Genomic DNA, 25,067 nt, shown 5'->3' with positions numbered 1-25,067 from the left:
CCCGAAGCTACAGTTCGTCGTCGAGGAGATCTGGATCCAGGTCTTCATACTCTCCCGGATCGGAGCCGAAATCGAACTCCTTGTCTTCAAAGTCGCCGCCCGGCACAACAAGGACATTGATCTTCGTTTCAGCGATGAGCTCGACGGCGAATTCCCGCTCTACACGGATGGTTACTCGGCCATCTCCAGTTACACCTGCTTCAACGGTGCTCGGCTCCTGCGTGGCCTCCGCAGAGACTTCCACCGTTGAAGAGCGGTGTCTGGAATCCAAATAGTTCAGCGGAACGTTCTCTACATAAGAAATCGTCTCTTTGGCTACTTCAGTCTGAGAGTTTTTACTGAAGGAATACCAGATGTTCACATCGTAAGTACCAATAACTTCAATTCCGTCGCCTGCGGAGACCGCTTCATACTGGTGGTTTATAATCCACGCTCCAAGTATGCTCGTCGGCTTATGAGGCGGAGTCACGGTATGGGTTACGGTAGAGAACTTACGACCTTTGCCGCAGATCGCTTTCGTTATAATCTCTCTACTTTGATATTTCGATGACATGTTCGAACCTCCTCCATACATCATTCACTACAATTGTATGCAGGACATAGGCGAATGTTGATTGGACGAAGCAAAATATTAAGAAAAACGGTCTATGGCTTCGAAATCGTGGGAACTTTATCTTTTTTCGCAATTTCCAAATACATCGCAAGCTCCCGGCAGATTTGGAGAACGGCCGAGCGGATTTCAAATTCCTCTCTCGTGGACGGAAGCTCCATTTTCTTGAATTCCTGCTCCCATTCGGCCAGCATTGCTTCCGTTCTCCCCGTATATTCCGCCTTCGTAACGTCCAAGCTCAAACGTTCGAATAACATGGCAGCGATGTCCGTCTGCGGCATCCGCTGAAATACCTGCGCGATCAGTTCGAGCATCGACTCGATTCGCTCCAGCTGCTGCTTCCGCATGTAGAAATAGACACTCCATGAATCATCTGGCGAGACAAGCTGATTTTCAAGGGCACGCTTGGCGGTAGATAGCCCTTCATCGATCAGGGCGCCAGCCTCAATCAATTCCTTCCCGTCCCACACATGCTGCGGATGATGGAGAGTAAGGGCAATTTGGCTAAATATGTCCGCGAAGAGCTCGTCGATTTTTTGCCGAATATCGCTTAATTTATTCTCTTCCTTCGGCATGTAGATTAAATTCACGAGCATGGCGGAGCCAAGCCCGACCAACAGCAGCTCAACCTGCGTCAGCAAAACGTGCAGGCTGAGCTCCTCGCCGCCAAATACTCGAAACACAACGACGGAGCTCGTAACGATGCCTTCCTTGAATTGCGCCCGCGCCATAAGCGGGAAAGCGATTAATATATAGAGGACAAGCCCCCAAATATGGAAGCCAAGTATGTAGAACAGCCCAAAGGCCAGCAGCAGGCCCATCACTGAGGCGAAAAAACGCGAAGATACGGTCAGCAGGCTCCGCTTCCTCGTTACATCCACCCCTAGAATAGCCAGCAGCCCAGCTGATAAAGCCCCTTCTATGCCAAACGCATCTGCAATAATGATAGCTATTAATGTGGCTATTGCTGTTTTGATGACACGAAACCCCATGAAATCCCCCTTATAAGACTTGCTTACTGTACTTTGAAGCTTTAAGAAAATCCCTTTGAAGATCGTACTACGTTTATGAGCTGCCGTACAATGACAAATATTTTATCCATATCCCCCGTGCATAAAACTATGCCCCAAATCAAAAAAAGATCGCACTTCCCCTCGATGAACCATTCGGGTTCACTCGAATATTCGAAACGAGGGTTAGCGATCTTATTAACTATGCCTACTTTTCGCGTACGAGCTTGCGTTCAATATAAACGACGAGCTGATACATGGCAGTAGCCACAAGCGCAATGATAACGAGGCTCGACAAGACCAAAGTAAAATTAAACACTTGAAAGCCATAGACGATGAGGTAGCCAAGACCGATCTTGGCGACAAGAAATTCTCCGACGATGACACCGACCCAGGCCATGCCCACATTGACTTTAAGCGTAGAGACAATGGTTGGAAAAGAGGCGGGCAATATCGCTTTCTGAAACACATCCTTACGGGTTCCGCCAAAGGTGCGAATGACCTTCGTATAGTTCGCATCGACCTCATTGAAGCTGGTGTACACGACCAAGGTCGTAACAATGACGGTAATGGATAACGTAGTAATGACGATCGCCGTAAATCCCGCGCCAAACAGCACGATAAAAATCGGGCCTAACGCGACCTTAGGCATGCTATTGAAGACGACCATATAGGGATCAAGCACCTTGGATAGAAACGGCGACCACCAGATGACGACGGCGAGCAGCGTACCGATTAAAGTGCCCAACAAAAAACCGACCACAGTCTCGGATACCGTCATGGCTAGATGCGGCCAGAGCTCCCCGCTGACAACGTCCTTCACGATTTGCTGCCCGACTTTGGACGGGTAGCTGAAGATCAGCACATCCACCCATTTTAATCGTCCGGCAATCTCCCATAGAAGGATAGCAAGTAGCAAGATGAGGGACTGAACAGCAAAGACCCCTCGCTTTAATCGCCGTTTGGCCTGCAGATGCTGCCGCCATTTATGGGATAACCATACCGGGGAATCCAAACTGCTTAAGTCTTGTTGATCTGAGTTCACATTAACCTCCGAACGATCCTCCTTCATCAAGCTCTCCCCCTTCTCTCGGATGCTTCGAGTTCGCCCCAAATTTCATGGAACAGGACATTGAACTCCGGCTCCTCCCGCGCATAAAAGGGCTGGGCTCGGCGAATATTGTCCGGTACCTCGAACGTATTGCGAATTTTGCCGGGTCTTGCGCCGAGAACGATGACCCGGTCACTGACGGCGATCGCCTCCGACAGATCATGCGTCACGAGAATCCCTGTCTTTCTTCGCTGCTTGAGCGTATCGACGACAAGATCTTCAAGCTGAAGCTTCGTCTGGTAATCGAGTGCGGAGAAGGGCTCGTCGAGCAGCAGCAAGTCCGGATTCGTAGCTAACGTCCTGGCCAGCGCTACCCGCTGTCTCATTCCGCCTGACAGCTGATGCGGATACATATGAGCCGTTCCGGCAAGCCCCATGCCTTCAAGAAGATCCTTAGCCAATTCCTCGCCTTGCTTGCTAAGCCGATTCGTTAGTTCCAACCCAAGCAGCACATTGTCCAGAATGCTCCGCCATGGAAATAAATAATCTTGCTGCAGCATGTAGCCCACCTCCGGGGTAGGCCCGTTTACGGGCTTGCCATGAAGCAATACGAGGCCTCTGGAAGGAGGAATTAATCCGGACATCAGCGACAGCAGCGTCGTTTTTCCACAGCCGCTCGGGCCGACCAAGCTGATAAACTCACCGCTTTGGACGGACAGATTCATATCTTCGAGAGCAAGCGTTGCTTCACGGTCGGTTACATAAGCTAAATCAACATGCTTTAGTTGAATGACAGGCACCATGCACCTTACACCTTCCTCTCCTCACGGCGATGGGGCTGACTTGATTGCGGACTTCGCATATTTGTTGTCGGCCAATTTATCCACGGATACCCGCTCCTTCAGCTCTCCTGCCCCTTCCATGACATCCAGCAGGTTATTCCAGGCTTCCTCCGCAATTTCCGGAGATTCGGCATAGGAACCTTGCTCCAAGTAACGCTTCACTGAGCTCTCGAGAATGTCCAAATCCGTATCCTTGAAATAAGGAGAGATCACGCTCGCCGTATCAGCCGGAGAATGCTCTTGCACCCAGCTTTGCGCTTTGTGAATCGCATTGGTAAACTTCTGCACGACCTCGTCGTTCTTGTTCATATAACTTTGCTTCGTCATAAATACCGTGTAGGGCAATCTTCCGCTCTCCGTGCCAAAGGAAGCAATAACATGTCCCTTGCCTTCACGTTCAAAGATCGAGGCCTGCGGTTCAAAGAGCTGTACAAACTGTCCTGTCCCCGAGGCGTATGCCGCGGCTATATTGGCAAAGTCGATATTCTGGATGAGCTCTAGGTCATATTCTGGATCAATGCCATACTTATGCAGCGTAAATTCCCCTGCCATCTGCGGCATCCCTCCCTTGCGCTGCCCGAGAAATACTGCCCCGCGAAGCTGCGCCCAATCAAAATCATCAATCTGCTCCCTTGATACGAGAAAAGTGCCATCTGTCTGCGTAAGCTGCGCAAAGTTTATGACCGGATCTTCCGCCCCCTGCTGATAGACATAGATCGAGGTTTCGGCTCCGACCAGCGCCACATCGATTGCGCCGGATAATAGAGCCGTCATCGTCTTATCCCCTCCGGCAGTCGTCTGCAATTCTACGTCCAATCCTTCCTCTTCAAAAAAACCCTTCTCCAATGCGACATACTGCGGTGCATAAAAGACGGAACGGGTCACTTCCCCGACTTTAACTTTATGCGACTGACCGTCACCTCCGCATCCGCCGAGGAATGCAGGAAGGAATAAAATTAGCGCAATCCAGGATAGGGCATGACGTTTATTCCACATTTCGGTCACCTCTTTCTTAATAGAAGCTTTAGTTAAGGATATGCGGCAGCCCTGCATTTGGTTATGACATGCACAAAGAGACCGCCGCCCACGATCTGTTATAGTCGCTGGCGACGGCCTCCTGTGTAATCCAATTAGCCCGATTACTTATTTCATTCCAATATTCTATTATCGTTATCGATAGTTCAACTACTAATTCAGCCCGTAGATTGCTTTATATTTCTGCTCCAAATAATCAGCCAAATAACTGGGATTGAGCTCCTCCCCCGTAACCCGCTTAATGATTTCCGCTGGTTTTTGGCTCTTGCCGTATTTATAAATCTGCTCCGTGAGCCATTCCTTGATTGGTGCGAAGTTCCCTTCCGCAATCAGATCGTCTAAATTCGGCAATTGCTTGCGCATCGTGTTCACGATTTGAGCCGCATACATGTTGCCGAGCGCATAAGAAGGGAAATAGCCGAAGCTGCCGCCGGACCAGTGTACATCCTGAAGTACGCCCAAGCTGTCATTCGGCGGCGTCAAACCGAGGTAGGACTTGTACTTCTCATTCCACACCTTAGGCAGATCGCTAACCGATAGCCCTTCGTTAAACAGCTGCTTCTCAATCTCATAGCGGATAATGATATGCAAATTGTACGTCAACTCATCGGCTTGAATGCGGATCAAGGAATTTTCCACCCGATTCACCGCCTTATAAAATTCGTCCACGGTGACATTTTTCAGCTGTTCCGGGAAATGCTGCTGCAGCTCGTCGTAATACCGCGTCCAGAATTCATGGCTGCGTCCGATGAAGTTCTCCCACAGACGGGACTGGGATTCATGAATTCCCATCGACGCCCCTTCGCCCAGCGGTGTCCCCGCCAGCTCGGGATTTACATTTTGCTCGTACAGGGCATGGCCTCCCTCATGCAGGGAACTGAACAAAGCGAAGGTTACATCGTCTTGCAGGTAATGTGTTGTAATACGGACGTCCCCTTGATTCAATGTGATTTCAAAAGGATGAACACTTTCATCGACGCGCCCGGCTTCGAAATCATATCCTATTTGCTCCAGCATGAACACTCCGAATTTCTCCTGCTGGTCTTTATCAAATAGTTGATTCATGAAGGAGGCCTGCGGCTCTTTGGAAGCATCTTTAATCTCCTCGACTAGAGGCACGAGCCGATCTCGAAGCTGCCCGAACACTTCATCGAGCTTCTCTACCGTCAAATCCGGCTCATACATATGAAGCAACGTATCATACCGGGTGGCCTTCGGCCCCCAATAATCGATAAATTCATTGGTCTTCTCTACGATTTGCGCCAAGTAAGGCTCAAACCCGGCATAATCGCCTTGTTCCTTAAAGTCCTCCCACAGCGTTTCCGCGAGCGCCGTAAGCTCCGTATATTCCTGGTACTTCTGAGGCGGAATCTTCACGCTGCGATCGTATTCCTCCTGGGTGACAGTTATTATTCTTTGTTGGACTTCATCAAGCTCGGCAAATACAGCTGGTGAATTTAAATAAGTGAGCAATTTCCCCATGTCTTCCGACGTCTGAAGCTTGAACGCTTCCGTCATCAGCATGCCGATCGTCTCGGAGCGTCCCTGTGCCCCTTTCTTCGGCGCGCCGGTGCGAAGATCCCAATGCATCAGCGCCACAGCTTCATGGTAGCTCTTAATTTTGCGTAACAAATCTTGAAATTGTGCCCAAGTTGAAGCGGTTGTCTGATTCATATTATTTCCCACCTCTATCCAGAAATTTATACCTTCCTCTTGATGATACTTTTTACACCACGTATAATCAAATTTTGAAGCCATGTATTCGGTGATGATTCGAATGTGATTGATCAACTCGATTGTTGTTCCTTTAGGGAGATGAGTCTAGCTAAAACATTTCGTTTAGATGGCATTTCATAGCTGTACAAATCTAGTATGCATCTTGTCCATCCGTGTCAAGATGGAGGTCTGAAGTTTAGTTTAGTAGTCAATCAGGAGTATAAAAAGGAGGTAACACCTTGAGCCAAATTGAAACCATTCTGGAGCATAACAAGAAATTTGTAACCGACAAAGAATATGAAGCATATATTACGGACAAATTTCCGGATAAGAAGATTGCCATCGTAACTTGTATGGATACAAGACTGGTCGAGCTCTTGCCTAAAGCTATGAATCTGCGCAATGGCGACGCTAAAATTATCAAAAATGCGGGTGCTGTCATCTCCCAGCCCTTCGGATCCGTTATGCGGAGTCTGCTGGTGGCCATTTACGAGCTTCAAGCCGAGGAAGTATTTATCGTCGGTCATACCGGCTGTGGCATGGCGTCCTTGAATTCCGAGCATATGATTAACGAAATGAGGGAGCGAGGAATATCAGATGACGTGCTGGGCACGCTGGAGAACTCGGGGATTCGGCTGAGAAAATGGCTGCGCGGCTTCACGAACGAACAAGAAGGCATTATCCATACTGTTGGCATCGTTAAGAACCATCCGCTTCTCCCAGCGCATATTCCCGTTCACGGCATGTTGATTGACTCCACAACCGGTGAACTGGAGCTCATCGTTGACGGCAGGGAGCAAAGCAGCAATTCTTAATTTTATAATATAGTCTATTACTATATTACAGGTGTATAAATATGCTAAATGTCTTATCTTTAAGCAGTTGTTGACCTTCGGTCGGCAGCTGCTTTATTATTTACCAATCATAACGTGAAACGTTTCACTTTGTTAAAATTCTTTCATAATGTGTTCATATTGCGTTCATTTAGCCGTGCTATACTGACCGTAAATCATAAAGAACAATTCTTAAAGGGGAGACAAATCATGAAAAAATTGTATTATACGTCCTTCTTCTACGCCATTCTCGGCCTGATCTCCGGCATTGCCTATCGTGAGATCACCAAGCACAGCGACTTCAGCGGGCATACCGTTCTCGTTGCCCTTCATACGCATATTTTGGTGCTGGGCTTCCTCTTCTTCACCGTGGCCCTAATTCTTGCCAAGCTGTTCCAGGTGCATGAGGCGAAGTCCTTTGGGGCTTGGTATATCGTATATAACCTGGGCCTCCTCATTTCCATCGCCGCCATGGCGGTTCGCGGCATGCTGCAAATTAACGGCACCGACATCAGCTTCCTGCCTCACATTGCCGGGCTCGGCCATGCCATCCTCGGTGCAGGCATCATCTGGCTGCTCGTGCTGCTGCGCAAGAGAATTCAATAAAACAAGGAATAAGCGGTTGCTGAAATCAGCAGCCGCTTTTTTTCGCTATTCTTGGTCATCACAGTGTTTATTTCGACAGAATATTTTAAAATGGGACGAATATGGTAATATACTTTAATAACCTTGAGCCATGAGTTGAGAAATTCTTGGCTGCTCATACCATCAATATTTTATATACAAAAGGGGTTTATCATGTTAAAAGCTTATACTTGGCTGACTTTTTGCGTAGTCGTATGGGGGAGCAATTTTGTATTTGGAAAAATTTTAGTTCAGCACTTCTCTTCAGCTCTCTTAACATCACTAAGACTTTTGTTTATTGTACTATTTCTGGTAGGTTTAGCACTTTACAAAAGACATTTCAAACGGGTGAATAAAAGCCATCAGAGACAGCCTTTCATTTTTACTGGTTAAAATACTCATCCTGAAGAATACCCATTTGCATGATGTCATACCATTTTCCTTTTCTAAACAGGCATTCCCGGATCATTCCTTCCTGTTGAAAGCCGATTTTTTTATACAGATGAATGGCCCTGTCATTAAACGAAAATACCTTAAGAGATACCCTGTGCAGATTCATTTCATAAAAAGCATAGTCCAGCAGCAGCTTCAGTCCTTCTGAACCGTAACCTTTTCCCCAATATTCCTTTTCTCCGATATCAATAATGCACTCCGCATTTCGGTTTTTATAATCAATAAGGATTAAGGATACAACGCCAATGGGTGTTTCATTGGTTTTATCAACCATGATGTAGCTTTTAGCGGAATGCGCCCCCAGGATGACCTGATCAACAAATTCTTTCGTTTCCTCCAGGGAATAAACGTCTAAAAACGGATTGGTGGTTTGCATCACATCCATATCATTTCTCCATGTGTGATACAGCTCTGTATCTTCGTGCGTCATTTTTCTTAATCTGATTCTTGATGATTCAAACAACATAACGACCACTCCTTATTTTGCAACGTGTCCAACCTTAAACCATTTATAAGGTACCCTTTTTATTGTGATAATTCAATCTTCAGCATCCTCTTGAAATACTTGATCAGCATGTAGGGATCATACCGAAGCGAATTGAGAGGAGCAAGATAACCAAAAAACAGGTCAATTATGATGGTATCTGACCATAATTGACCTGTTCAATGTAAGAAAACGTTATTAAGGGTAAAAAATTAGGCATTATTGGTGGACGTAAAACTCTTTATACGAGTATTAAATGGGTTATGTTTTACTTTAAAGTTTCATCTTTCTAACGTAAAGTGATCTGTGTCTACTTATATTGATGGGGATTCAGACCCGAATTACTATATCTTTAATAACCAATATCATTTAAAAATAAGTTAATTTATTTTTGCGTATTTTGCTACTTTTTTATAGAAGTATTCACAAGCTGCATCCTCGTCATTAAACATTTTTAATCCTGTTTTATTTCCTCTTTCGCTATAATAAACTTCCCAGTTATCCCCATCTCTATTTATACAATACTGTTCGTTTGGATGGCCTCCTTTTAATATCGAATAAACATCTTCGGGTACATTAATTTCTATTAATTTTTGCTCTAGTTCTTTAATTTTCATTACGGTGTTATCCTCCTTATTATGCCGTCTTCTAATAAATTTTCTACTGTATCTGGCAATACATACTGTATGCCGCCTCCAACTGCATCAAACCATGGTGCTATTTCTCCTCCCTTAACTTCAAGAGGGGTAACGACTTCAAATACACTATAAGGTCTAGAATCAGTACCTGGTGCCACAGCTCTCATTTCATAAGGAATACCTTCTGGAGAAACAAATGTACCTGTATCATAACCATATCTATCTATTTTAAATCCAGGTTGTAAAGTTTCTTTTACTGGTGTGCTTAAGAACCCATCATTTATAGGCCAATTTATTTCACCTGTTTCCTGATTATAGTACTTAGGGTTATCATATACATCCTTATATTTTAAATATAAATCATCATCCGGTTTATAAGTCCACTTACTTAATTTGGTCCTGTCTGCTTCACTTACTACTCTCTGCGTCTTATTAACCTCTAGTTTCTCTGTCTTATTTAATTCTACGTTAGTGTTAAGGCCTTTCGAGTTCGATTTAAGCTGCATTCTTGCAGCACCTAGACCAACAAACATAGCCGCCAGCCCAGCACTATCTAGCCAATGCTCTTTGGAATATGGATCGTCCGGGTTAAAGGCACCTACTAACGGTTCATACACCCCGGACAATACTCCGGAGGATAGCCAATCAATATAAGTATAAGCAGATTCATTCCTGTTCTCGGCTCGATAAGCATAGCCATCGTAAATTCCTTTGGGAATGCCGAAGCTAATATAATTCAGAAAATCGCCCGGTGAATCCAGCACCTTATTCCACCGCTCATCTGCGGCAACCATAATATCGGAGCCGATTTCCTTGAAGCTGTTTATTGATTTATTGAAGTAATCTCTCGTCTTTTCGAATATACTTCTTGTATCCTCTAAGCTCCCCGGTATGAGGCACATATCCAGTTTATGAGGCGCTTTTTCGACTAGACCTTTTTTCATATAAATCAGGTTTAATACTCTATGATCTATTTTACCATTGACCACGAACTTATACTGGAGCTCCGCAGATAATTCACTAGAGTTAAAGTTATCTTGGAATCTTTCAACGGCACAAAGCAGCTCAGGGCTATATTTTCCCGTTGTTTCGCCACGATATAGATTTATTTCTGCTAGATATTGCTGTACATACTCAATATTCTGTTTCGAGATGGTCTGGTTATATTCCTCCACCTTTAATGGAATTTCTCTCCGCTTTACATCTGCTGCGATCGCTCCAGCCTCAATTAAATCATAGCGTTCTCTTGCCCAGTTCTGATATTTCAGATCCACCATTCCGAGTGCGATGGCCAGTCGTTGTTCACTCAGGGTAGGCATGACCGAACCATCTGTTTTGTATGGGTCATACCTAAGCGCACTCAGAGGTGAGCCTAGATAATGAGCTTTCAAATTAACATCGGCCGCATACCATTTCTCTGATACACCAAGCTCTTGCAACTGTGCCCGTGCTTTCACTGCCAATTGATGAGCTTCGTCCATATACTTCTGGCTGCCAAACTTGCTATAAATCGAATATTCCGTTTGATATTGTGCTAGTTGATCAAATGCATATTTAATTATCGTGAGCTGCTGTTCGGCAAATAAACGCTCCTCATCGTTCCCATGGTGCAGCATTTCAAAATAGGCATTGATTTGCTCGTCTTCCCGAAACTTACTTAGTCTGGCTTCTAACGTGATTTGCTTTGTCTGTTGAATGGCATATTTGATCAGGTCAATTAGACTGAATCGTTTCATAACATCAACCGAAAAGCGGGTTGGATACTTTGCGGCCATTTCTTTTCGGAATTTGGGCTGAATTGAGAATTTCACCGGACTCTGTTTTACTAAAGCCTTGATTTTGGCCTCATCTTCAGCATATTGTCCAGCTATCGATTTCAACAGATTACTTTTGTTATGTAATTGGTCATGAATATTCTGGGCTTGCCTACGTATGTTATACAGCATTTCTTCCGCACGATTAGCTGAGGATCGTACATCCATCGATTCTGGGTATCTTATTCTAGTCGAATGAGCTACATTTTGAATATCCGCCTGCAATCTCACTATTCGCTCTTCAATGATCTGGTCAAGGCGCTTCATATCTTTAGACAACTGGAGCAGCCTGTCCGTATTTACACTTTGCTTACTACTTATCTCCCTCACCTGCTTTACACACTACAATTCTTCCCAAAATTCTACTAAAAGAATATCAGTTTTGGGAAAATTTATCATGATTCAGAGGGACTAGCAATGCACGCGTGAATAAGCATAAAGTAGCATTTTAGAGTGACTAATGACCTTGGGATACTAGGCTTCCCCTATGTTTGTTCCTTTCCACTCAGCACCTCAATCATCATTAGAGCACCGATTTTAAAGCCATGGACAAATGATGCAGTGGAGTGCATGGAGTAAGTCTTCCCATACAAATCGATGATCTCTTCAATAAAACTAAAGTCACTCTCCGAAAATCTCTTCTGACATTCTTCCATGAGGTCAGAAGTTTTCTTAGTAAGCTTGCGGTATTCGGGATCTTGTGGATTTATGTACGCGTCTGGCTGAAGTGATCCGTTATATATTTTTTCTATCATGCTTTCCATTGTTCCATCCCTTCTTAGTCAAGTGTAGTTTGGCTTGTGACCACTGAGTACGTATTGCCTTACAGCCAAATTATACGAAAACTGCATAAAAGTCAATATGCGGTTATTGCATAAGTTAAACTTGGCTTGGGTGATAATCATGTATAAAAGAATAAGAAGTTTACGAGAAGATAAAGATTTAACTCAAAGGCAATTGGCTGACTATTTAAATATTACACAGGCAACATATTCGCGGTATGAAAGTGGAAATTTAGATGTTCCCAGCCTAGTACTGATAAAGTTATCTAATTATTACAACGTAAGTATCGACTACATATTGGGTCAAACTGATAATCCTAAGCGAACATAGTCAAAAAGCTTAACAGCTTTGGAAAATAAGAAACAAAAAAGGCAGTTCACTATGTGAACTACACCCTGTCAAGTAGACAAAACAAATAATAAAAGTCTGTTAATCGGCCTTCGTCCTGAATTCCACTGGACTGAGGCCGTTTAATTTCGCTTATAGTCGCTCATAATTGTAAAATTGAACGTAGTCATCTAAATCACTTTACAGGGATCCCCCAAAACGATTCTAACGGGCCATTTTCAATGCATCTGCCTACATGTGACATGCTCTGAATTAATTTGCTACAAATAACGTTTTGAACTTTTGGTAGAGGTGTACTGAAACCTTCGGTCACTGTGCAATATGGGCGTGCATCCTCGTGCTGCATCTGAGCGATTTTCATAGTCTGAAATACGAGACTTTTTAGTTGAACACCTTAAACACATTAGCAAGAAACCTTCATATTTCTGCACCAACTGATATACTTGTTGGTTTGAGATTTCCCCCTGAATAGGTTTTAATCTGCTATGACTATTTTGTATTTATCGATAATTTGATTTTGAGATAACCCTCCATCTAGAAAATCTTTTTTACCGCTGGAGCTTTAACCCTGCGGAATAAACTCCTATTGTGCGTTCTAACCTCTAGCCCTTCACTTCCGTACAACTCGTAACTGCGTCTCCATTTCGCCAAGAATGATTATGTAATCCTATATTTTCTGGTCGCATCCTTAACTTCTATCTTGCTGCATTCAACCTCTTGGAATAACAAGTTTCTCTTTGCACTGAAATATTCTTGTAACATAAAAATACTCCCCTCACAGCAGCAGGTATTACTTTTTAACCTGTCTGCCCGTAAGGGGAGCATATCATAAGCAGCCTTGTTATGACTCAAGAATCTCCAACCTATTTTTAAACCATTCAGCTAATTTTTCAGCCATTAATGGAGGTACTGCATTACCTATCTGAACATAATTGGATGTTCTTGGGCCTTCAAAAAAATAGTTATCTGGGAATGACTGAATCCTTGCTGCTTCTCTAACAGTTATAGAGCGATTCTGTGTAATGTCTGGGTGTATATAATGATGTCCGTCCTTAGAAATATGTGCAACTATAGTGTGTGAAAAAGTAGTAGTTCCAACTATTACCTTGTATCTATCAAGAAAAGATGTCAAATTCTTATGTGTAATTAAATGTTCTGGTAAATCCGTATATTTTAAACGAAGTCCTTTATTATTCCACTGTTCAACTACAAGTTTATAAATATCTAAATCTCTTTGTATATGTGGTCTAGCCTCATGGTGTGTAACTATGTCTTCATCCTCTCTAATTCTTGATTTCTTTAATAACTTATGATTCGGTATTCTATAACTACCACTTGAAACCGATTGACCAGAAGAGAGCTTAGGAAGGTCGTTTAATAAATCATTGACGACATAATTTTCTTCAATTTGAGGTTCGATCAAGGGAAATTGATAATCAATGTCCTTCCTCCAACCAACAATAATGATCCTTTTCCTATCTTGGAGCACTCCAAAATCTTTAGCATTTAATTTTCGTGCTTCAATATTATATCCGACTCTTCTCATATAAGCTTGAAGATTCTTAAATAACTTCCCTTTAAATGCAGTTAAAATACCTGGTACATTCTCAAAAACAAACGCTTTAGGTTGATATCTTGTTAAAAATCTAACATACAACTTGTATAGATAATTTCTTGGGTCTTCTTCCATATTGTTTTCGTCTCTGGCTCTACCTACTAAAGAATAAGCTTGGCATGGAGGCCCACCAATAATTAAATCAACTTGTTTCCACCCTTTGTGCGCTAGTCTTTCATCAATTTTTTGAAATATTAACGGTAAAGTAGCCTCTGATATTTCAAGATTCATAATTGGTTCTAACTCATTCTCTGGAACCATTTCTAGAAGTTCGAGTCTTCTTCTTTTATTCTCTGAACTAGAAGCATAAAAGCTTTGTTGGTATTGTTTATAAAAATCTAACTCATTGTTCTTCTTTAGATAGTAATAAATAGATCTTGTCTCCAATGTTTTACAAGCGTATAGATCTCTCTCAATATGTGCTATTGGTTCAAAACCCGCTCTTAAAAACCCCTCGGAAAGTCCTCCAGCCCCTGAAAAAATATCTAAAAAATTCATAATAACGCTCCTTAATTATCAATAACCTATGCAAAGTAAAATAAGACAAAATTTCTATTATTCTAATCTCATAATACCTACTCTTGAAATAAAGGCCGATAAATAGTGCTTAATATCAGTTAAAAATAGTTCTCTAAATTCTAAAACAGGAGTTCCTGTTGATTCTCCGATTGGATCATTGCTTATGTGATGAAAACTAAATATTATACCATAAAGTTCATTCTCAATTAATAATTCAGGGGTGGAGTATAAAGACTCCGGAAATTTTTTATTAAGCTTTATAAATTGAGCTATTGGTACCTTAATCCCAAATAAAATACGTTGCCTCTTAAGTTTATTTTGGGCATAGTCACATGAAGACGATATGTCTAATTTGACTAACCTAATAGACTCCATATTAAGATTAGTGTTTCCAAATACATTAAAAACTATATCAACCATAGTCTGTTGATCTTCAACTAAGTATAGTTTACCTGGCTTCTTATTATCATCTTGCATTATTTTTTGGCATAGTAGCTTGGAATTCGTAAAACCTAGTGTATGTAAATATTTATTATGTAAGCTCTCGATAATTTCCTTATCATTATGTTGTATTACATCCTCAATTTTAGAAAATGATATATGGTCTCTCCCATTTTTTTTAACTATAAATTTATTTATTTTAGAAATTGAATATTCATCTTCATCAATTGAGTGTGTAATACTAGGATCACTCATATATTGAAACTGTTGTTCATCAATCTCTAATACTTGCATCTGATTCCAAAGTTCATCTGGTAGCATTTGATTTAATGAGGCAAATGCGTTTGTTACATACCCAGCAGTAGTTATACTGCTCCCTAGCGATTTTCCTGCATTAGCAATTGCCAAACGCTGAATAATATTTAGTATATTTTTATTCCAGTTATATCCTGTATCAGATAAGACAGCAACATTATTAACCAATATATTTGAAGCCTGAGAAACCGTTTTTTCCCATAATAACAATGTAGATAAAGCATTCATTTCACTCAACCTATTATCTAGTTCCATTAATAATTTATCAATGGAAACTTCCCCATGTTCACTATATAATGGGAGCGTTTCAAATATTTCCATTATTTCCTCTTCAATTGACGGATTACTGATATTTGATACTGTAGCTGCTAATTGGTTACGAGTAGTTTTATAGATATCATCGACCAAATTTATAAAATCTTTTTTTTCTAGACTAGTTATTAGATAAGGTTGTGGAACTCTTGATTGTTTTTTGATTTCCTCTTTAAATAGTGATAGATATTCATTATTGTGCTTACTCCACATGCATAAAATATATGGCCCATTATCTGAGCTAATTGCGCTGATTAAATAACCAAATAATGTGCTATTAATTGTATGAGAATCAGTTACAGTCGAAAACCTCATATCCAAAATGACAAGACGAACATCATTCAAAGGAACCTCTGGTTTATTTTTAACTTTTCCATCCCAAAACAATGAATAAACTCCCTTAGTTGATAATGCCTTCATTATTGGGAGTGCTTCCTCAATCTGGTCATCAATAATAAGAACTTTATTAATTGAACTTAGTACCAACGTTATTCCTCCTTAAAAGCCAAGGCAATAATTGCACCATGTTTATATTCCAGTGGTAATTCTAAATCATAAAAATCTGGAAATATTACATCACCATTATGTTGCTTCATGATCTCACTGGCTAAATGAAGTCCTAGTCCCATCCCCCCCATTTTGTCAGTAATAAACGGTTTAGTAATCATATCTGTCGGTATAGTAAATCCCTTTCCATTGTCGGCGATGATAATACTAAGATAACCGGGTATTTCTCTTGTTATGTCAAAAAAAATCTTTTTATTTGGTACATCTACATAACTCAACCACCATATAGCATTATCTATGATATTGATAATGTTACTTGTGATTAGATTTTCATTTCCTTTTACGATAAAATCATCTGTCTTATTTACATAATTCCCCTCAACATGAACCTTATGCGCGGATAATCTAAAGTCCACTAAGAATAGTGCTTGTTTGATTACATCTTTAAAGTTAAAGTTCCTTAATCTTCCGGATTTAACAACAGAAGCATACCCATCAGTTAAACTTCCTAATCTTTTGACTAGTTTTCTAACGTGTAAAGAAGCCTCATCTTCATCTATTACACGCTCTAATTCAGCAATAACTTTTTCTATTTCATGTAATACAACACTCATACTTAAACCTATACTTGAGCTCTTTTGATAAACCCCCGTAATATGTTGATAGTCACGTTCAATATTATCAAGACATCCAAATATTTCATTTTTTAATGTCTTATCAGAAACTTTTGACTGAATTTTCTCCCTAAGCGAAGCAACTTCAGCTATGACTGGTTCAGATCTTGATGTAGCACCATAGTACTTTCTTATCAAATATTTATCTTGGGAACGATCGTGCTCAAATTTCTCCACTGCGAACAGTACTGCATCTTTAAATCTTTCATAAGCAGTATCCTCAATAAAACCTTCACGATTCGTTTTTTCCTGCAATCCTAAACTCTCACTACGTTGAATTTTCACACTACCGAGAACTAAGTTCGTACTAATTTTATCAGCAGGACTATTGACTCTTTTGGCATTAAGATTTAACCAATCACTTTCTTCAGATGAATATACTCTGATTTTATCTCTATAAACAAAAATACCGCCATTCGCTTTCAAATACTTTCTTAAACCTGAGGTATCAGACACTTCACCAAATTTTAGTAAACTCGAATCTAAATCAAAACCTAATAATTCAATTTCAACTGTGCCAATTTTAAATTCTGACAAATCAATAGGTACAAAAGATTTTTGTGTTTTCTTATTTTCATCTCTCGTTATAACTAATTTTTTCATTTGTATTGCATCAATTACATTATTTCTTGGATCCAATTTATCTAAAGTGTTCCATGGCATAAATTTATAATCATAATTAAGAATCTTATCATTCTTTAAAGTCATATTTACTTTAAATAAAGCGTAATCTTTTATATCTTCATAACATATGAGACCTTTAAGCCACTCTGGATTACTTACTTTCAGGTTAACTTTAAAAGAGTCTAAGGCTTCAAATGGAGAGTTTAATGATGTAATAGCGCGTTGTAAGTCTCTAACCTTTCCTCTTGTCCATGGAGTTTTTAAATTTTCTATTATAATACGAGTTCCTGTAGGACTGTTATTAGAAAATAATTGGGTTGGAGACCGCTCAATTATACTTATTGATACATCAGATAAATATTCATTAGAATCAAATATCGACCAGTCAATACTTAGAAAAATCTCTTGTTCATGTTCGGAACGAGTTATTAATGTCACTTTATGCCCTAATTTATGAACTCCAAACCGTCCAATACCTTTTTCACCCATTGGTAACCTATTCAACTTGCTTTTGCTATTTTCTTCTATCATTTTCTTTAATTTTTTCTCTTTATGATCAGTTCCCGGTTCCATCCAATTATTTTTAACAATATCAAATGTCATTCCATCTCCATCATCTTCGATAATTATCCTAGCAGATTCAGAATCATCAACATTCTCCATTAAGACATCAACATTTTTTGCATCAGCATCGTAAGCATTTTTAATGAGTTCCAAAACTGCGATTGTCTCATCTTTAATTAACTGCTCACCCAACTGCGACATTAGACGTGCTCTAGGTCTAAAAACTGCTTCATTGGTCAACTTATGCACCATCCTTAAATAAATTGTTAATAATTCTTCAGAAGCAATTATTCAGTCTTATAGCGGAACATTAATATGCGATAATACTACACTGCACACATAAAATCATATTAGATTCTTAGGTATATTGTACCATAAAATTTGTATTTCAACTTCTATATTTTTCTATTTATATAAAAACTCAGAAACTAATAGTATTAATATTACTTATTCTAATCAACCATCTGTCACTATTTTAAGGACGAATTACTTAGCATTAATAAGCTCCAGCAAACATACCTTTTCTTATTTCCCTTCCTCCCCACTCCTGTTATATAATTCCACATAGCGAAACAATAGAGTGATTTTTGAATCCAAATAGAGTTATTCTAAGCTTAATTTGAAGAGCTGAAATTGAACAAAACGACGGTATTTCGCCTTTGTACACGTTAGAGGAAATGGAATACGTCCTGAAGTTAGATAAGTATTATCGGCTTCATCCGGGGATATTCGCTCCACAGCGTGACAATGCCTTCCTCGTTGAATGGAGTAAAATGCAGATTCTTTATGAATTGGGGATGAAGGTGGAGAAGAACCTCTATATCGGGATGTTGTAGGGAACCAATGTCATCGTTCATCAAGTTTATCATGGCACAGACGAAGGAAATGATTTATCAAAATCGGCAGCCCTTTACCCGCGCATCAGAACGCTCTTGGAAAGGTCATTTTAGCCAATCTTGAACCCTCTACGCAGCTAAATATGCATTCGCATTTATCTTTACCGAAAGCGACAGATTATGCATTTAGGGATCAAGCATTATGTTTCTTCACCATCTTGAGGCAATTAAACAGCAGTAGTTGCCACGGACTACGAGGAATTTTAGGCGGGGTTACACATTGCTTCTCTTATTCTCTATGGAAACAACGTCTTCGCCACGAATGTCTCCAGATGAAGAATAACATTTCGTTTATTCCTTATTTCCCGCTCGCTTCCGGTTTATTGGCAGGCAAGTATTCAAAAAGATGACAAGTTCCAGGATTTCGGGCGAGCTTGCCGTACCAAGTCTTAAACAACTTAAGAACTTGTTGATGTCCGGCTATCGACAGAAGAGATCCAAGAGATCGACCGTACTTTTTTCTTAAAAAGAAAGTAAACATACTTGCAGCCGGGTCATATCGACCCAGCTGCAAGTTTCATTTAAGACCGCCAAGCTTTGGTTCTGGTGGACTAACGCGAACTTATTGAACAGTTAGTATCATTATTACGACTATACGATTATAGGAGAATTTGAATTTTCCAACAAGAATTCAGTTATACAACCTTAATTCAAAATTTTACCGTCCTGCAACATGATTGTTCTATTACACATTTCTGCTACCTTCTTATTGTGAGTGGCAATAATGAATGTAACTCCATCCTCAACATTGATTTTCTTTAATAATTCCATGACTTTAAACGTGTTTGAAGTATCTAGCGCCGCTGTTGGCTCATCTGCAATAACTAACTCTGGACGATTTATTATTGCTCTGGCAATAGCAACTCTCTGTTTTTCTCCTCCAGATAACTGCTTTACTTTTCTATCCGTAAATTTTGACAGGTTTACTTTTTCTAGTACACTCATAACTAACCCTTGAATCTGATTTATATTAATGTCTTGATTAAACAATAAGGGCAGCTTTACATTGTTGTATACCGATAGATCATCAATTAGTCCGTAATCTTGTATAATATAACCGATACATTTGTTTTTCTTCTCTGCTATTTCTCTTTTGGAAAAGGAGTTAAAATCCTTCCCCTGAAACCTGTAATGTCCCGAATATTCCTTGATATTTCCTCCGATGATGTTCAATAAAGTAGTTTTTCCAGAACCTGAATCACCAATAATTGCGACCATCTCACCAGATTTCACAGATAAATTTATGTTGTCTATAGCTAACCCATGTGCACTATATTGTTTGGCTATCCCCTCTAAAACTACAATGTCGTTATTCACAAGAAATCTCCTTATGCAGCATTTTATCTTCATATTTTATTTTATTTATAAAATAAGTGTTAAATAAAGAAGTGATTGTAGCAGCTAATATACCTATGAGTAAAATCATCAAGCTGTGCACCCAATAGTATGGAAGGTCTTTGATCCGGCAAATCAAAAACCAGATCAACTCTTGCAATAGGATTGGAAAAATAAAAACAACAATATTTAGTAACAATAGGGATTGAAAAAAGAAACCTGGAGCTAACCCAGTACTTACATAAATGAAGTACTCTCTTTTTCTGTTCTGAAATTCCAAATAATGAAAACTAGCAAAGGAAACTATAACGAGTGGCACAATAACGATTAATAACATTACATAAATGTACATATCCTTGTAAGTCAGTCTGTTTATTTTCAAAACACGATCTTCAATGCTTTCTACATTCCTTAATCCGTAATCCTCTAGTATAGAAACAAACAAATTTTCTGAATAGGCACCCCTATTTTTTAACGTAACAGAAACTGCTCCATTGTATTCTATATAAAAAAGTGGAGAGATTTCATTATACTTATCGAAAACTAAAATCGTAGCATCTCTGTTAAATATATTGGTGCTTACATAAGCGGTGTCTAAAATATAATTATTTTTACGGCTACCAATTACTTCTATTTTAATCGATTTTATCGTCTCAAATTTTTTGACTATATCTATGTTATATACTTCACCAAGTTTATAATGGCCACTTAGTCCTTCTGGTATTATTGCAGGATATATCCCCTCTTGAACCCGCTGTTTGTCAAAATATTCACCTTTTGAAATGTTATATCTATATTGCTGCACTTCATTTTGAGATAAAAAACTCGCAGTAACTTGCCTATGATCATAGTATTGATCAGTAAACGCGACGCCTTTGGATGGAGCAATGACCTGTATTCCTTGGGGTAACATTTCCTCTAATTTGTTCAACTTATCATTTACATTATTTACATTTTCTAAATTATAATCAGCTCGGTAAAGCTCAGATGAGCCTATACTCTCCAAAGTTTGCTTAAGATGTTTAATCTCATTCACGTTATAAAAAACGATATGAAAAAGAAAGCAGAATACTACTAACTCAAAGCCAAGAAATAAATATTTTTTTTCACTGTTTTTGATAAAAAGCTTTATAAATTCATATTTTTTTTTCATAATTGTCCTCTTCTGCACTAAATAAAGCTCATACTCTTAATAATAGGGCCTAAGTGAATGGAGATATAGTTACCTACAATGATAGAGATCATGATTAAAATAAATATTTCGACAACAAAATTTAAAATAATATATACATCTTCATAACCTAGGTTTCGATATATCATCATAATATTCTTGTTTCGCAAGTGTAATATTTTTATCATCTTAAATACGTTAAGAACAGAGAAGAAAATAACTATTAAAGATGCCATTACACCTCCAGAAATATTTTCTAATTTACTTACGATCATCCACGAAGATGAAGTTATAATCCGAATTTCAGCATCGTTTAAATCGTTATTTTTCGCTGCCTTAATCATCTTACGAATTTCTTTTTTACTTAACCGTTCTTCTAATGTAATGAATGCCTCGTTCATGCGAAATGGATTATTGTTATATTGTGATATTTTTAAGATCGTACTGTAAGGGATTACTGAGCTCGTTTTATTATCATCCCTGCTAATTCCAATTAATTCAAAATCGTAACCAGAAAAGTCGATGACATCGCCTAAATTATAATTTGAATAAAATTCAGAATAATCACTCTGACTAAGTATTATTACGTCTTCACCAGTGTCTATCTCATTTTCGGTAAAATTTCTACCTTGAATAATTCTATTTCCCATGGACTGCGGATATAAATCTCTATAATTGCTAGTAAAAATTAAATCCAAATGAGATATTTCATTGTTTCTAATTGATAAATTAATATGTTTGATCTTTTCGATGTTATTGCTGCTAAACTCTTTCAGGATAAAATCAAATGACTTTACAGAATTAATTCCTGAAAATCTTATTTCATAAGTCCTTACACTTTCATTCAATTCACCGTATTCAGCAAATCTTTGAATAACTTCCTTTGAAATCAAGAACAAAAATGAAAAGGCTAAAGTTAAGATACAAAGAATCACTAAGTTAACTTTCCTGTCACTAATAAATTGTCTATATAAAATTTCTAAAAATGTTCTAATTCGCCTCATTAAAACCCTCACTAGACTCTACTTATTCATTTAATTTGCCAATATATTCAAGCTAGATATATAATAATCCATTACGAATCTTAATTCTACCCAGTCTGCAAAACAAAAAGCATTATGGACTGCGTCTCCATAATACTTTTTGTTTGAAATCTATGAACTAAATAAGATCATATTAATTATTAGTTATAGTACCCGAGCCAGTTAAATAGTCACCTAATGATAAATAATCATTATTTATAACCTTTAATGTATAACTTCCGCCACTAGTAAGTCCAGAAATTGTTCCGGATTCTGTTCCACCTAAATCAAATTGCAAACTTTTAGTTGTTAATCCTCTAAGTAGTTGAATTGTGTATTTATGTCCAGAATAACCACTTACCGAATTACCAAATTCATCTTCAATGTAAGCACTAGCATCTACTGTTACAGAAGAACTATCAATTGTAAAGCTAGTGGATTGAACTGAAAACCGAATCTTGAATTCAAAATGCTTTGCAACCGTCCCTCTTGCTGTTTGCACATCTACCCATCTAAAATACTCACCAGTTTCTTTATTTTCATAATTTTCGCCATATGATAGATTTATAGTTCGAGTGCTCTCATTAGTATTCTCGTTAGCAGAAGCAAATGCCGGAATAGATAGGATCAGCACCATACAAGCAATAATATTAGCTATGAATGATTTCTTAATATTCATTATAATTCCTCCCATATGATTTTTTGGGCTAAAGGGATAACAAAAGGTAGGCTATTCTCATATGAAACAATCCACTTGATCAAGATGATTAAGGAGATTTAATTTCCTATAATAAACAGCTCCTTTCCTTATATACTATTTTATAGTAAATATTGGATATAATTATATATTAATGGTTTTACCTGGGATGTCAACTCTCCCTACTATGGTTATATAATTTTACAAGCGACTTCACTTGGGGATGTGCGTGCACGCCCCATTTTCTCTTAAAAAGCACACAAACTGACAGCAGGGTCATTTCGAACCGGCTGTTATTGTTGTATAAGCCCCCCCTAGTTGAATTGGGGTTTCTAAGACAAAAAAAAGAGGCCGTTCCTTAAGAACAGCCTCGCTAAAAAACAACATAATTACCACAAATATAAATCGTTGCCCTTCAACTTGAACACAGCCTCCATGAAGTAATAGTCGCCGTAAATGATCGCTGTATGGCGATCCGGGTTGTGGTAGGCCGCAGAGCCGTTGATCAAGATGCAATCGGAATCTGTTGTCCAGTCGCTGCGGGATTCATCCAGCGTTTTCAGCAGCTTTAATGCGGCGTTCAGGTATAGATCCTTCTCATGCTGCCCGACCGCCTTGGCGATTTCGATCAGACCGCAGGCCGCGATGGCTGCACGCTGTAGAATCCTCGTACGCTGGCTCCTTCAGCTGTCTGAAATCGATGGGAATGATTCCGTTGTCAGGAATATTGGAAATGAAGTAATGTGCGATCCGCTTGGCGGTATTCAAGTATTCTTCTTTTCCAGTATGGATATAGCTCATCATGAAGCTGTATAGGGCCCACGTCTGCCCTCTTGTCCAGGAGGAGCCTTCCTCCGTAGCCCAATACAGGAGCGGATGCTGAACATGCAATCGATGATCGCCCAGCCCCGGGTATCTCCCTCCGGCAGATCATTCCAAGCGCGAATGAAGCCGCCCGCCAGGTTAAAGCGTCCTGCAAGCAGATTGGCGGCATGCATAGCTCTTTTTCTGGATTCCGGGTTCTTCGTTACCTTATAGTTGGCGACGCTTGTGGGCAGCCACATGAAGACTACATCGTGCTGCAGCCCGTAATATTCGCGAAAGCCTTCGTCCAGCTTCTCCTCCGAGATGTTCGCAATCTCTTTGTATTTCTCTTGTCCGGTTTCATGGTACATCAGCCACATCATGCCGCCCCAGAAGCCGTTCGTCCACCAACTGATTCCGTCTGCCACGGTACCTGTAGGGTTATCTACAGTTCGGTCGTCATGCGTACCGTTAATCGTCGTATACGGAATTTTGTTCCTGGACTTCTCGCTGACCCAATCCATTTTTGCGGTAAATTTTATCCATGACATTTTCTAGCCAAAGTTGGTCGTTTGCCTGCAGCATCGTTGTAATCCCACTCTCTCATTATCGTTATTGATAAACCAAGTGATGAATCATACAGCTATGAGTACGAAACCCTATGCAATATTATTTTTTCATACGCCGCAGATCATTTGAATGTTGTTTTTTAGAAAAAAGTACGGTTTTTTAGGAAAAAACACGATTACTTAGCATTTGACTAAGCTGATCGTGTCTTATTACGGTTCATATATTAAATTATCTCTGTATCATCCGTTCCCTAGATTCGGATTTGAATTTCTGAACATCGTCCTGAATTAGAATAGCTTTTTTATGATCCAGCAAAATATAGGCCGGAAAACGGCGAATACCCAGTTCTTTTCTGACCTTCTTTCCTTCTTTGGAATCCTTGCTCAGCACCCCAGCCTTAGTCAGATAAGCCAGATGCTCTCCAACGATCCCGTTAAGCTCGTAGGTTTGCTTGATGTAGTCGTTCTCCTCCGCCAAAATCAGCACCGAGAATACATTCTCTTCTTGCGAAAGATACGGGGTAATTACATTTTGAGCTTGCCTGCTATTCGAGCCTAATAAAGCGGATATCATCATAAGACAAATTACGATTATTGCTTTTAAAATGCGTATTCCCATCTCCGTCTGTCGTTTCACCTTCCGCCAATCTCCCTTTTCCAAGATACGTTGTGTCGTACATATTATATCACTGAGCAAATGGACAGGCACATAGGGAAGCAACTACCCAACACTAAAACAATGAGATAGACAGCCAACAGAC

Annotated in this window: 24 protein-coding genes and 1 pseudogene; 6 read left to right on the top strand and 19 right to left on the bottom strand. The window is 39.7% G+C overall.

Annotated elements, in window-relative coordinates:
• Window positions 1–7: 7 nt before the first annotated feature.
• From cotE to CZ379_RS16650, 6 genes are all read right to left on the bottom strand, one after another.
• A complete protein-coding gene (gene cotE, locus CZ379_RS16675) occupies window positions 8–553 on the bottom strand; it encodes an outer spore coat protein CotE (protein WP_110932652.1) in 546 nt (181 codons plus the stop codon).
• A gap of 92 nt (window positions 554–645) precedes the next feature.
• Window positions 646–1,602 (bottom strand): aromatic acid exporter family protein, encoded by a 957-nt coding sequence (locus CZ379_RS16670; protein WP_110932651.1) that lies wholly within the window; start codon window positions 1,600–1,602, stop codon window positions 646–648.
• Window positions 1,603–1,828: 226 nt separating this feature from the next.
• Entirely contained in the window at window positions 1,829–2,692 is an 864-nt protein-coding gene (locus tag CZ379_RS16665; RefSeq protein WP_110932650.1) for an ABC transporter permease, read from the bottom strand.
• Window positions 2,692–3,474 (bottom strand): ABC transporter ATP-binding protein, encoded by a 783-nt coding sequence (locus CZ379_RS16660; protein WP_110932649.1) that lies wholly within the window; start codon window positions 3,472–3,474, stop codon window positions 2,692–2,694. Before CZ379_RS16660 ends, CZ379_RS16665 begins: the two co-directional genes overlap by 1 nt.
• 21 nt (window positions 3,475–3,495) lie before the next feature.
• Window positions 3,496–4,509, bottom strand: a complete 1,014-nt coding sequence (locus tag CZ379_RS16655) for an ABC transporter substrate-binding protein (protein ID WP_110932648.1) — start codon at window positions 4,507–4,509, stop codon at window positions 3,496–3,498.
• A 192-nt stretch (window positions 4,510–4,701) separates the two neighbouring features.
• On the bottom strand, window positions 4,702–6,222 hold the full coding sequence (locus CZ379_RS16650) for a carboxypeptidase M32 (RefSeq protein WP_110932647.1): 1,521 nt from the start codon (window positions 6,220–6,222) through the stop codon (window positions 4,702–4,704).
• 281 nt (window positions 6,223–6,503) lie between these two features.
• Here CZ379_RS16650 and CZ379_RS16645 point away from each other — a divergent pair, with 281 nt between their 5' ends.
• From CZ379_RS16645 to CZ379_RS16635, 3 genes and pseudogenes are all read left to right on the top strand, one after another.
• Window positions 6,504–7,079 carry a beta-class carbonic anhydrase gene (locus CZ379_RS16645; RefSeq protein ID WP_110932646.1) on the top strand — a complete coding sequence of 192 codons (576 nt, stop codon included), beginning with the start codon at window positions 6,504–6,506 and terminating at the stop codon, window positions 7,077–7,079.
• Between the two features lie 228 nt (window positions 7,080–7,307).
• A complete protein-coding gene (locus CZ379_RS16640; RefSeq protein ID WP_110932645.1) occupies window positions 7,308–7,703 on the top strand; it encodes a DUF2871 domain-containing protein in 396 nt (131 codons plus the stop codon).
• A gap of 192 nt (window positions 7,704–7,895) precedes the next feature.
• A pseudogene (locus CZ379_RS16635) lies at window positions 7,896–8,081 on the top strand (EamA family transporter); the annotation flags it as partial.
• A gap of 22 nt (window positions 8,082–8,103) precedes the next feature.
• On the opposite strand, the gene CZ379_RS16630 reads toward CZ379_RS16635, so the two are convergent.
• From CZ379_RS16630 to CZ379_RS16615, 4 genes are all read right to left on the bottom strand, one after another.
• Window positions 8,104–8,640 carry a GNAT family N-acetyltransferase gene (locus CZ379_RS16630; RefSeq protein ID WP_110932644.1) on the bottom strand — a complete coding sequence of 179 codons (537 nt, stop codon included), beginning with the start codon at window positions 8,638–8,640 and terminating at the stop codon, window positions 8,104–8,106.
• A 398-nt stretch (window positions 8,641–9,038) separates the two neighbouring features.
• Window positions 9,039–9,275, bottom strand: a complete 237-nt coding sequence (locus tag CZ379_RS16625) for a hypothetical protein (protein ID WP_110932643.1) — start codon at window positions 9,273–9,275, stop codon at window positions 9,039–9,041.
• Window positions 9,275–11,389, bottom strand: coding sequence for a TNT domain-containing protein (locus CZ379_RS16620; protein ID WP_199925644.1), 2,115 nt, complete (start codon window positions 11,387–11,389; stop codon window positions 9,275–9,277). The genes CZ379_RS16625 and CZ379_RS16620 overlap by 1 nt, the downstream gene beginning before the upstream one ends.
• A gap of 206 nt (window positions 11,390–11,595) precedes the next feature.
• Window positions 11,596–11,874, bottom strand: a complete 279-nt coding sequence (locus CZ379_RS16615; protein ID WP_110932641.1) for a DUF6809 family protein — start codon at window positions 11,872–11,874, stop codon at window positions 11,596–11,598.
• Between the two features lie 139 nt (window positions 11,875–12,013).
• On the opposite strand from CZ379_RS16615, the gene CZ379_RS16610 reads away from it, so the two are divergent.
• Window positions 12,014–12,223 carry a helix-turn-helix domain-containing protein gene (locus tag CZ379_RS16610; RefSeq protein ID WP_110932640.1) on the top strand — a complete coding sequence of 70 codons (210 nt, stop codon included), beginning with the start codon at window positions 12,014–12,016 and terminating at the stop codon, window positions 12,221–12,223.
• Window positions 12,224–13,082: 859 nt separating this feature from the next.
• On the opposite strand, the gene CZ379_RS16605 is transcribed toward CZ379_RS16610, so the two are convergent.
• Genes CZ379_RS16605 through CZ379_RS16595 form a run of 3 tightly spaced genes read right to left on the bottom strand, consistent with a single transcriptional unit; the run spans window position 13,083 to window position 18,052 of the window.
• Window positions 13,083–14,354, bottom strand: a complete 1,272-nt coding sequence (locus tag CZ379_RS16605; RefSeq protein ID WP_110932639.1) for a DNA cytosine methyltransferase — start codon at window positions 14,352–14,354, stop codon at window positions 13,083–13,085.
• Window positions 14,355–14,411: 57 nt separating this feature from the next.
• Entirely contained in the window at window positions 14,412–15,929 is a 1,518-nt protein-coding gene (locus tag CZ379_RS16600; RefSeq protein WP_110932638.1) for a hypothetical protein, read from the bottom strand.
• Between the two features lie 2 nt (window positions 15,930–15,931).
• Window positions 15,932–18,052 carry an ATP-binding protein gene (locus CZ379_RS16595; protein WP_199925643.1) on the bottom strand — a complete coding sequence of 707 codons (2,121 nt, stop codon included), beginning with the start codon at window positions 18,050–18,052 and terminating at the stop codon, window positions 15,932–15,934.
• Between the two features lie 419 nt (window positions 18,053–18,471).
• Between CZ379_RS16595 and CZ379_RS26265 the strand changes: the two genes are divergently transcribed.
• The gene (locus CZ379_RS26265; protein WP_234404932.1) at window positions 18,472–18,648 is read left to right on the top strand and encodes a hypothetical protein; all 177 of its coding nucleotides are present in this window, start codon (window positions 18,472–18,474) and stop codon (window positions 18,646–18,648) included.
• 705 nt (window positions 18,649–19,353) lie between these two features.
• Here the strand turns inward: CZ379_RS26265 and CZ379_RS16585 are convergent.
• From CZ379_RS16585 to CZ379_RS16570, 4 genes are all read right to left on the bottom strand, one after another.
• Window positions 19,354–20,025, bottom strand: coding sequence for an ABC transporter ATP-binding protein (locus CZ379_RS16585; protein WP_199925641.1), 672 nt, complete (start codon window positions 20,023–20,025; stop codon window positions 19,354–19,356).
• On the bottom strand, window positions 20,018–21,196 hold the full coding sequence (locus CZ379_RS16580; protein ID WP_110932634.1) for a hypothetical protein: 1,179 nt from the start codon (window positions 21,194–21,196) through the stop codon (window positions 20,018–20,020). The genes CZ379_RS16585 and CZ379_RS16580 overlap by 8 nt, the downstream gene beginning before the upstream one ends.
• Before the next feature lie 17 nt (window positions 21,197–21,213).
• Window positions 21,214–22,218, bottom strand: coding sequence for an ABC transporter permease (locus tag CZ379_RS16575; protein WP_110932633.1), 1,005 nt, complete (start codon window positions 22,216–22,218; stop codon window positions 21,214–21,216).
• A gap of 172 nt (window positions 22,219–22,390) precedes the next feature.
• On the bottom strand, window positions 22,391–22,915 hold the full coding sequence (locus tag CZ379_RS16570) for a hypothetical protein (RefSeq protein WP_110932632.1): 525 nt from the start codon (window positions 22,913–22,915) through the stop codon (window positions 22,391–22,393).
• Between the two features lie 519 nt (window positions 22,916–23,434).
• On the opposite strand from CZ379_RS16570, the gene CZ379_RS27070 reads away from it, so the two are divergent.
• A complete protein-coding gene (locus tag CZ379_RS27070; RefSeq protein WP_324616458.1) occupies window positions 23,435–23,749 on the top strand; it encodes a hypothetical protein in 315 nt (104 codons plus the stop codon).
• Here the strand turns inward: CZ379_RS27070 and CZ379_RS27065 are convergent.
• Complete coding sequence (locus tag CZ379_RS27065; RefSeq protein WP_324616457.1) at window positions 23,734–24,288, bottom strand: hypothetical protein; 555 nt, start codon at window positions 24,286–24,288, stop codon at window positions 23,734–23,736. The two genes, CZ379_RS27070 and CZ379_RS27065, sit on opposite strands and share 16 nt — an antisense overlap.
• Window positions 24,289–24,535: 247 nt before the next feature.
• Window positions 24,536–24,943, bottom strand: coding sequence for a hypothetical protein (locus CZ379_RS16560; protein WP_110932631.1), 408 nt, complete (start codon window positions 24,941–24,943; stop codon window positions 24,536–24,538).
• Window positions 24,944–25,067 lie beyond the last annotated feature (124 nt).

This window comes from Paenibacillus bouchesdurhonensis (genome assembly GCF_900155685.1).
In the GTDB taxonomy this organism is placed as follows: domain Bacteria; phylum Bacillota; class Bacilli; order Paenibacillales; family Paenibacillaceae; genus Fontibacillus; species Fontibacillus bouchesdurhonensis.
The sequence above is the reverse complement of the archived record's forward strand: the minus strand, read 5'-3'. Positions and strand labels throughout refer to the sequence as shown.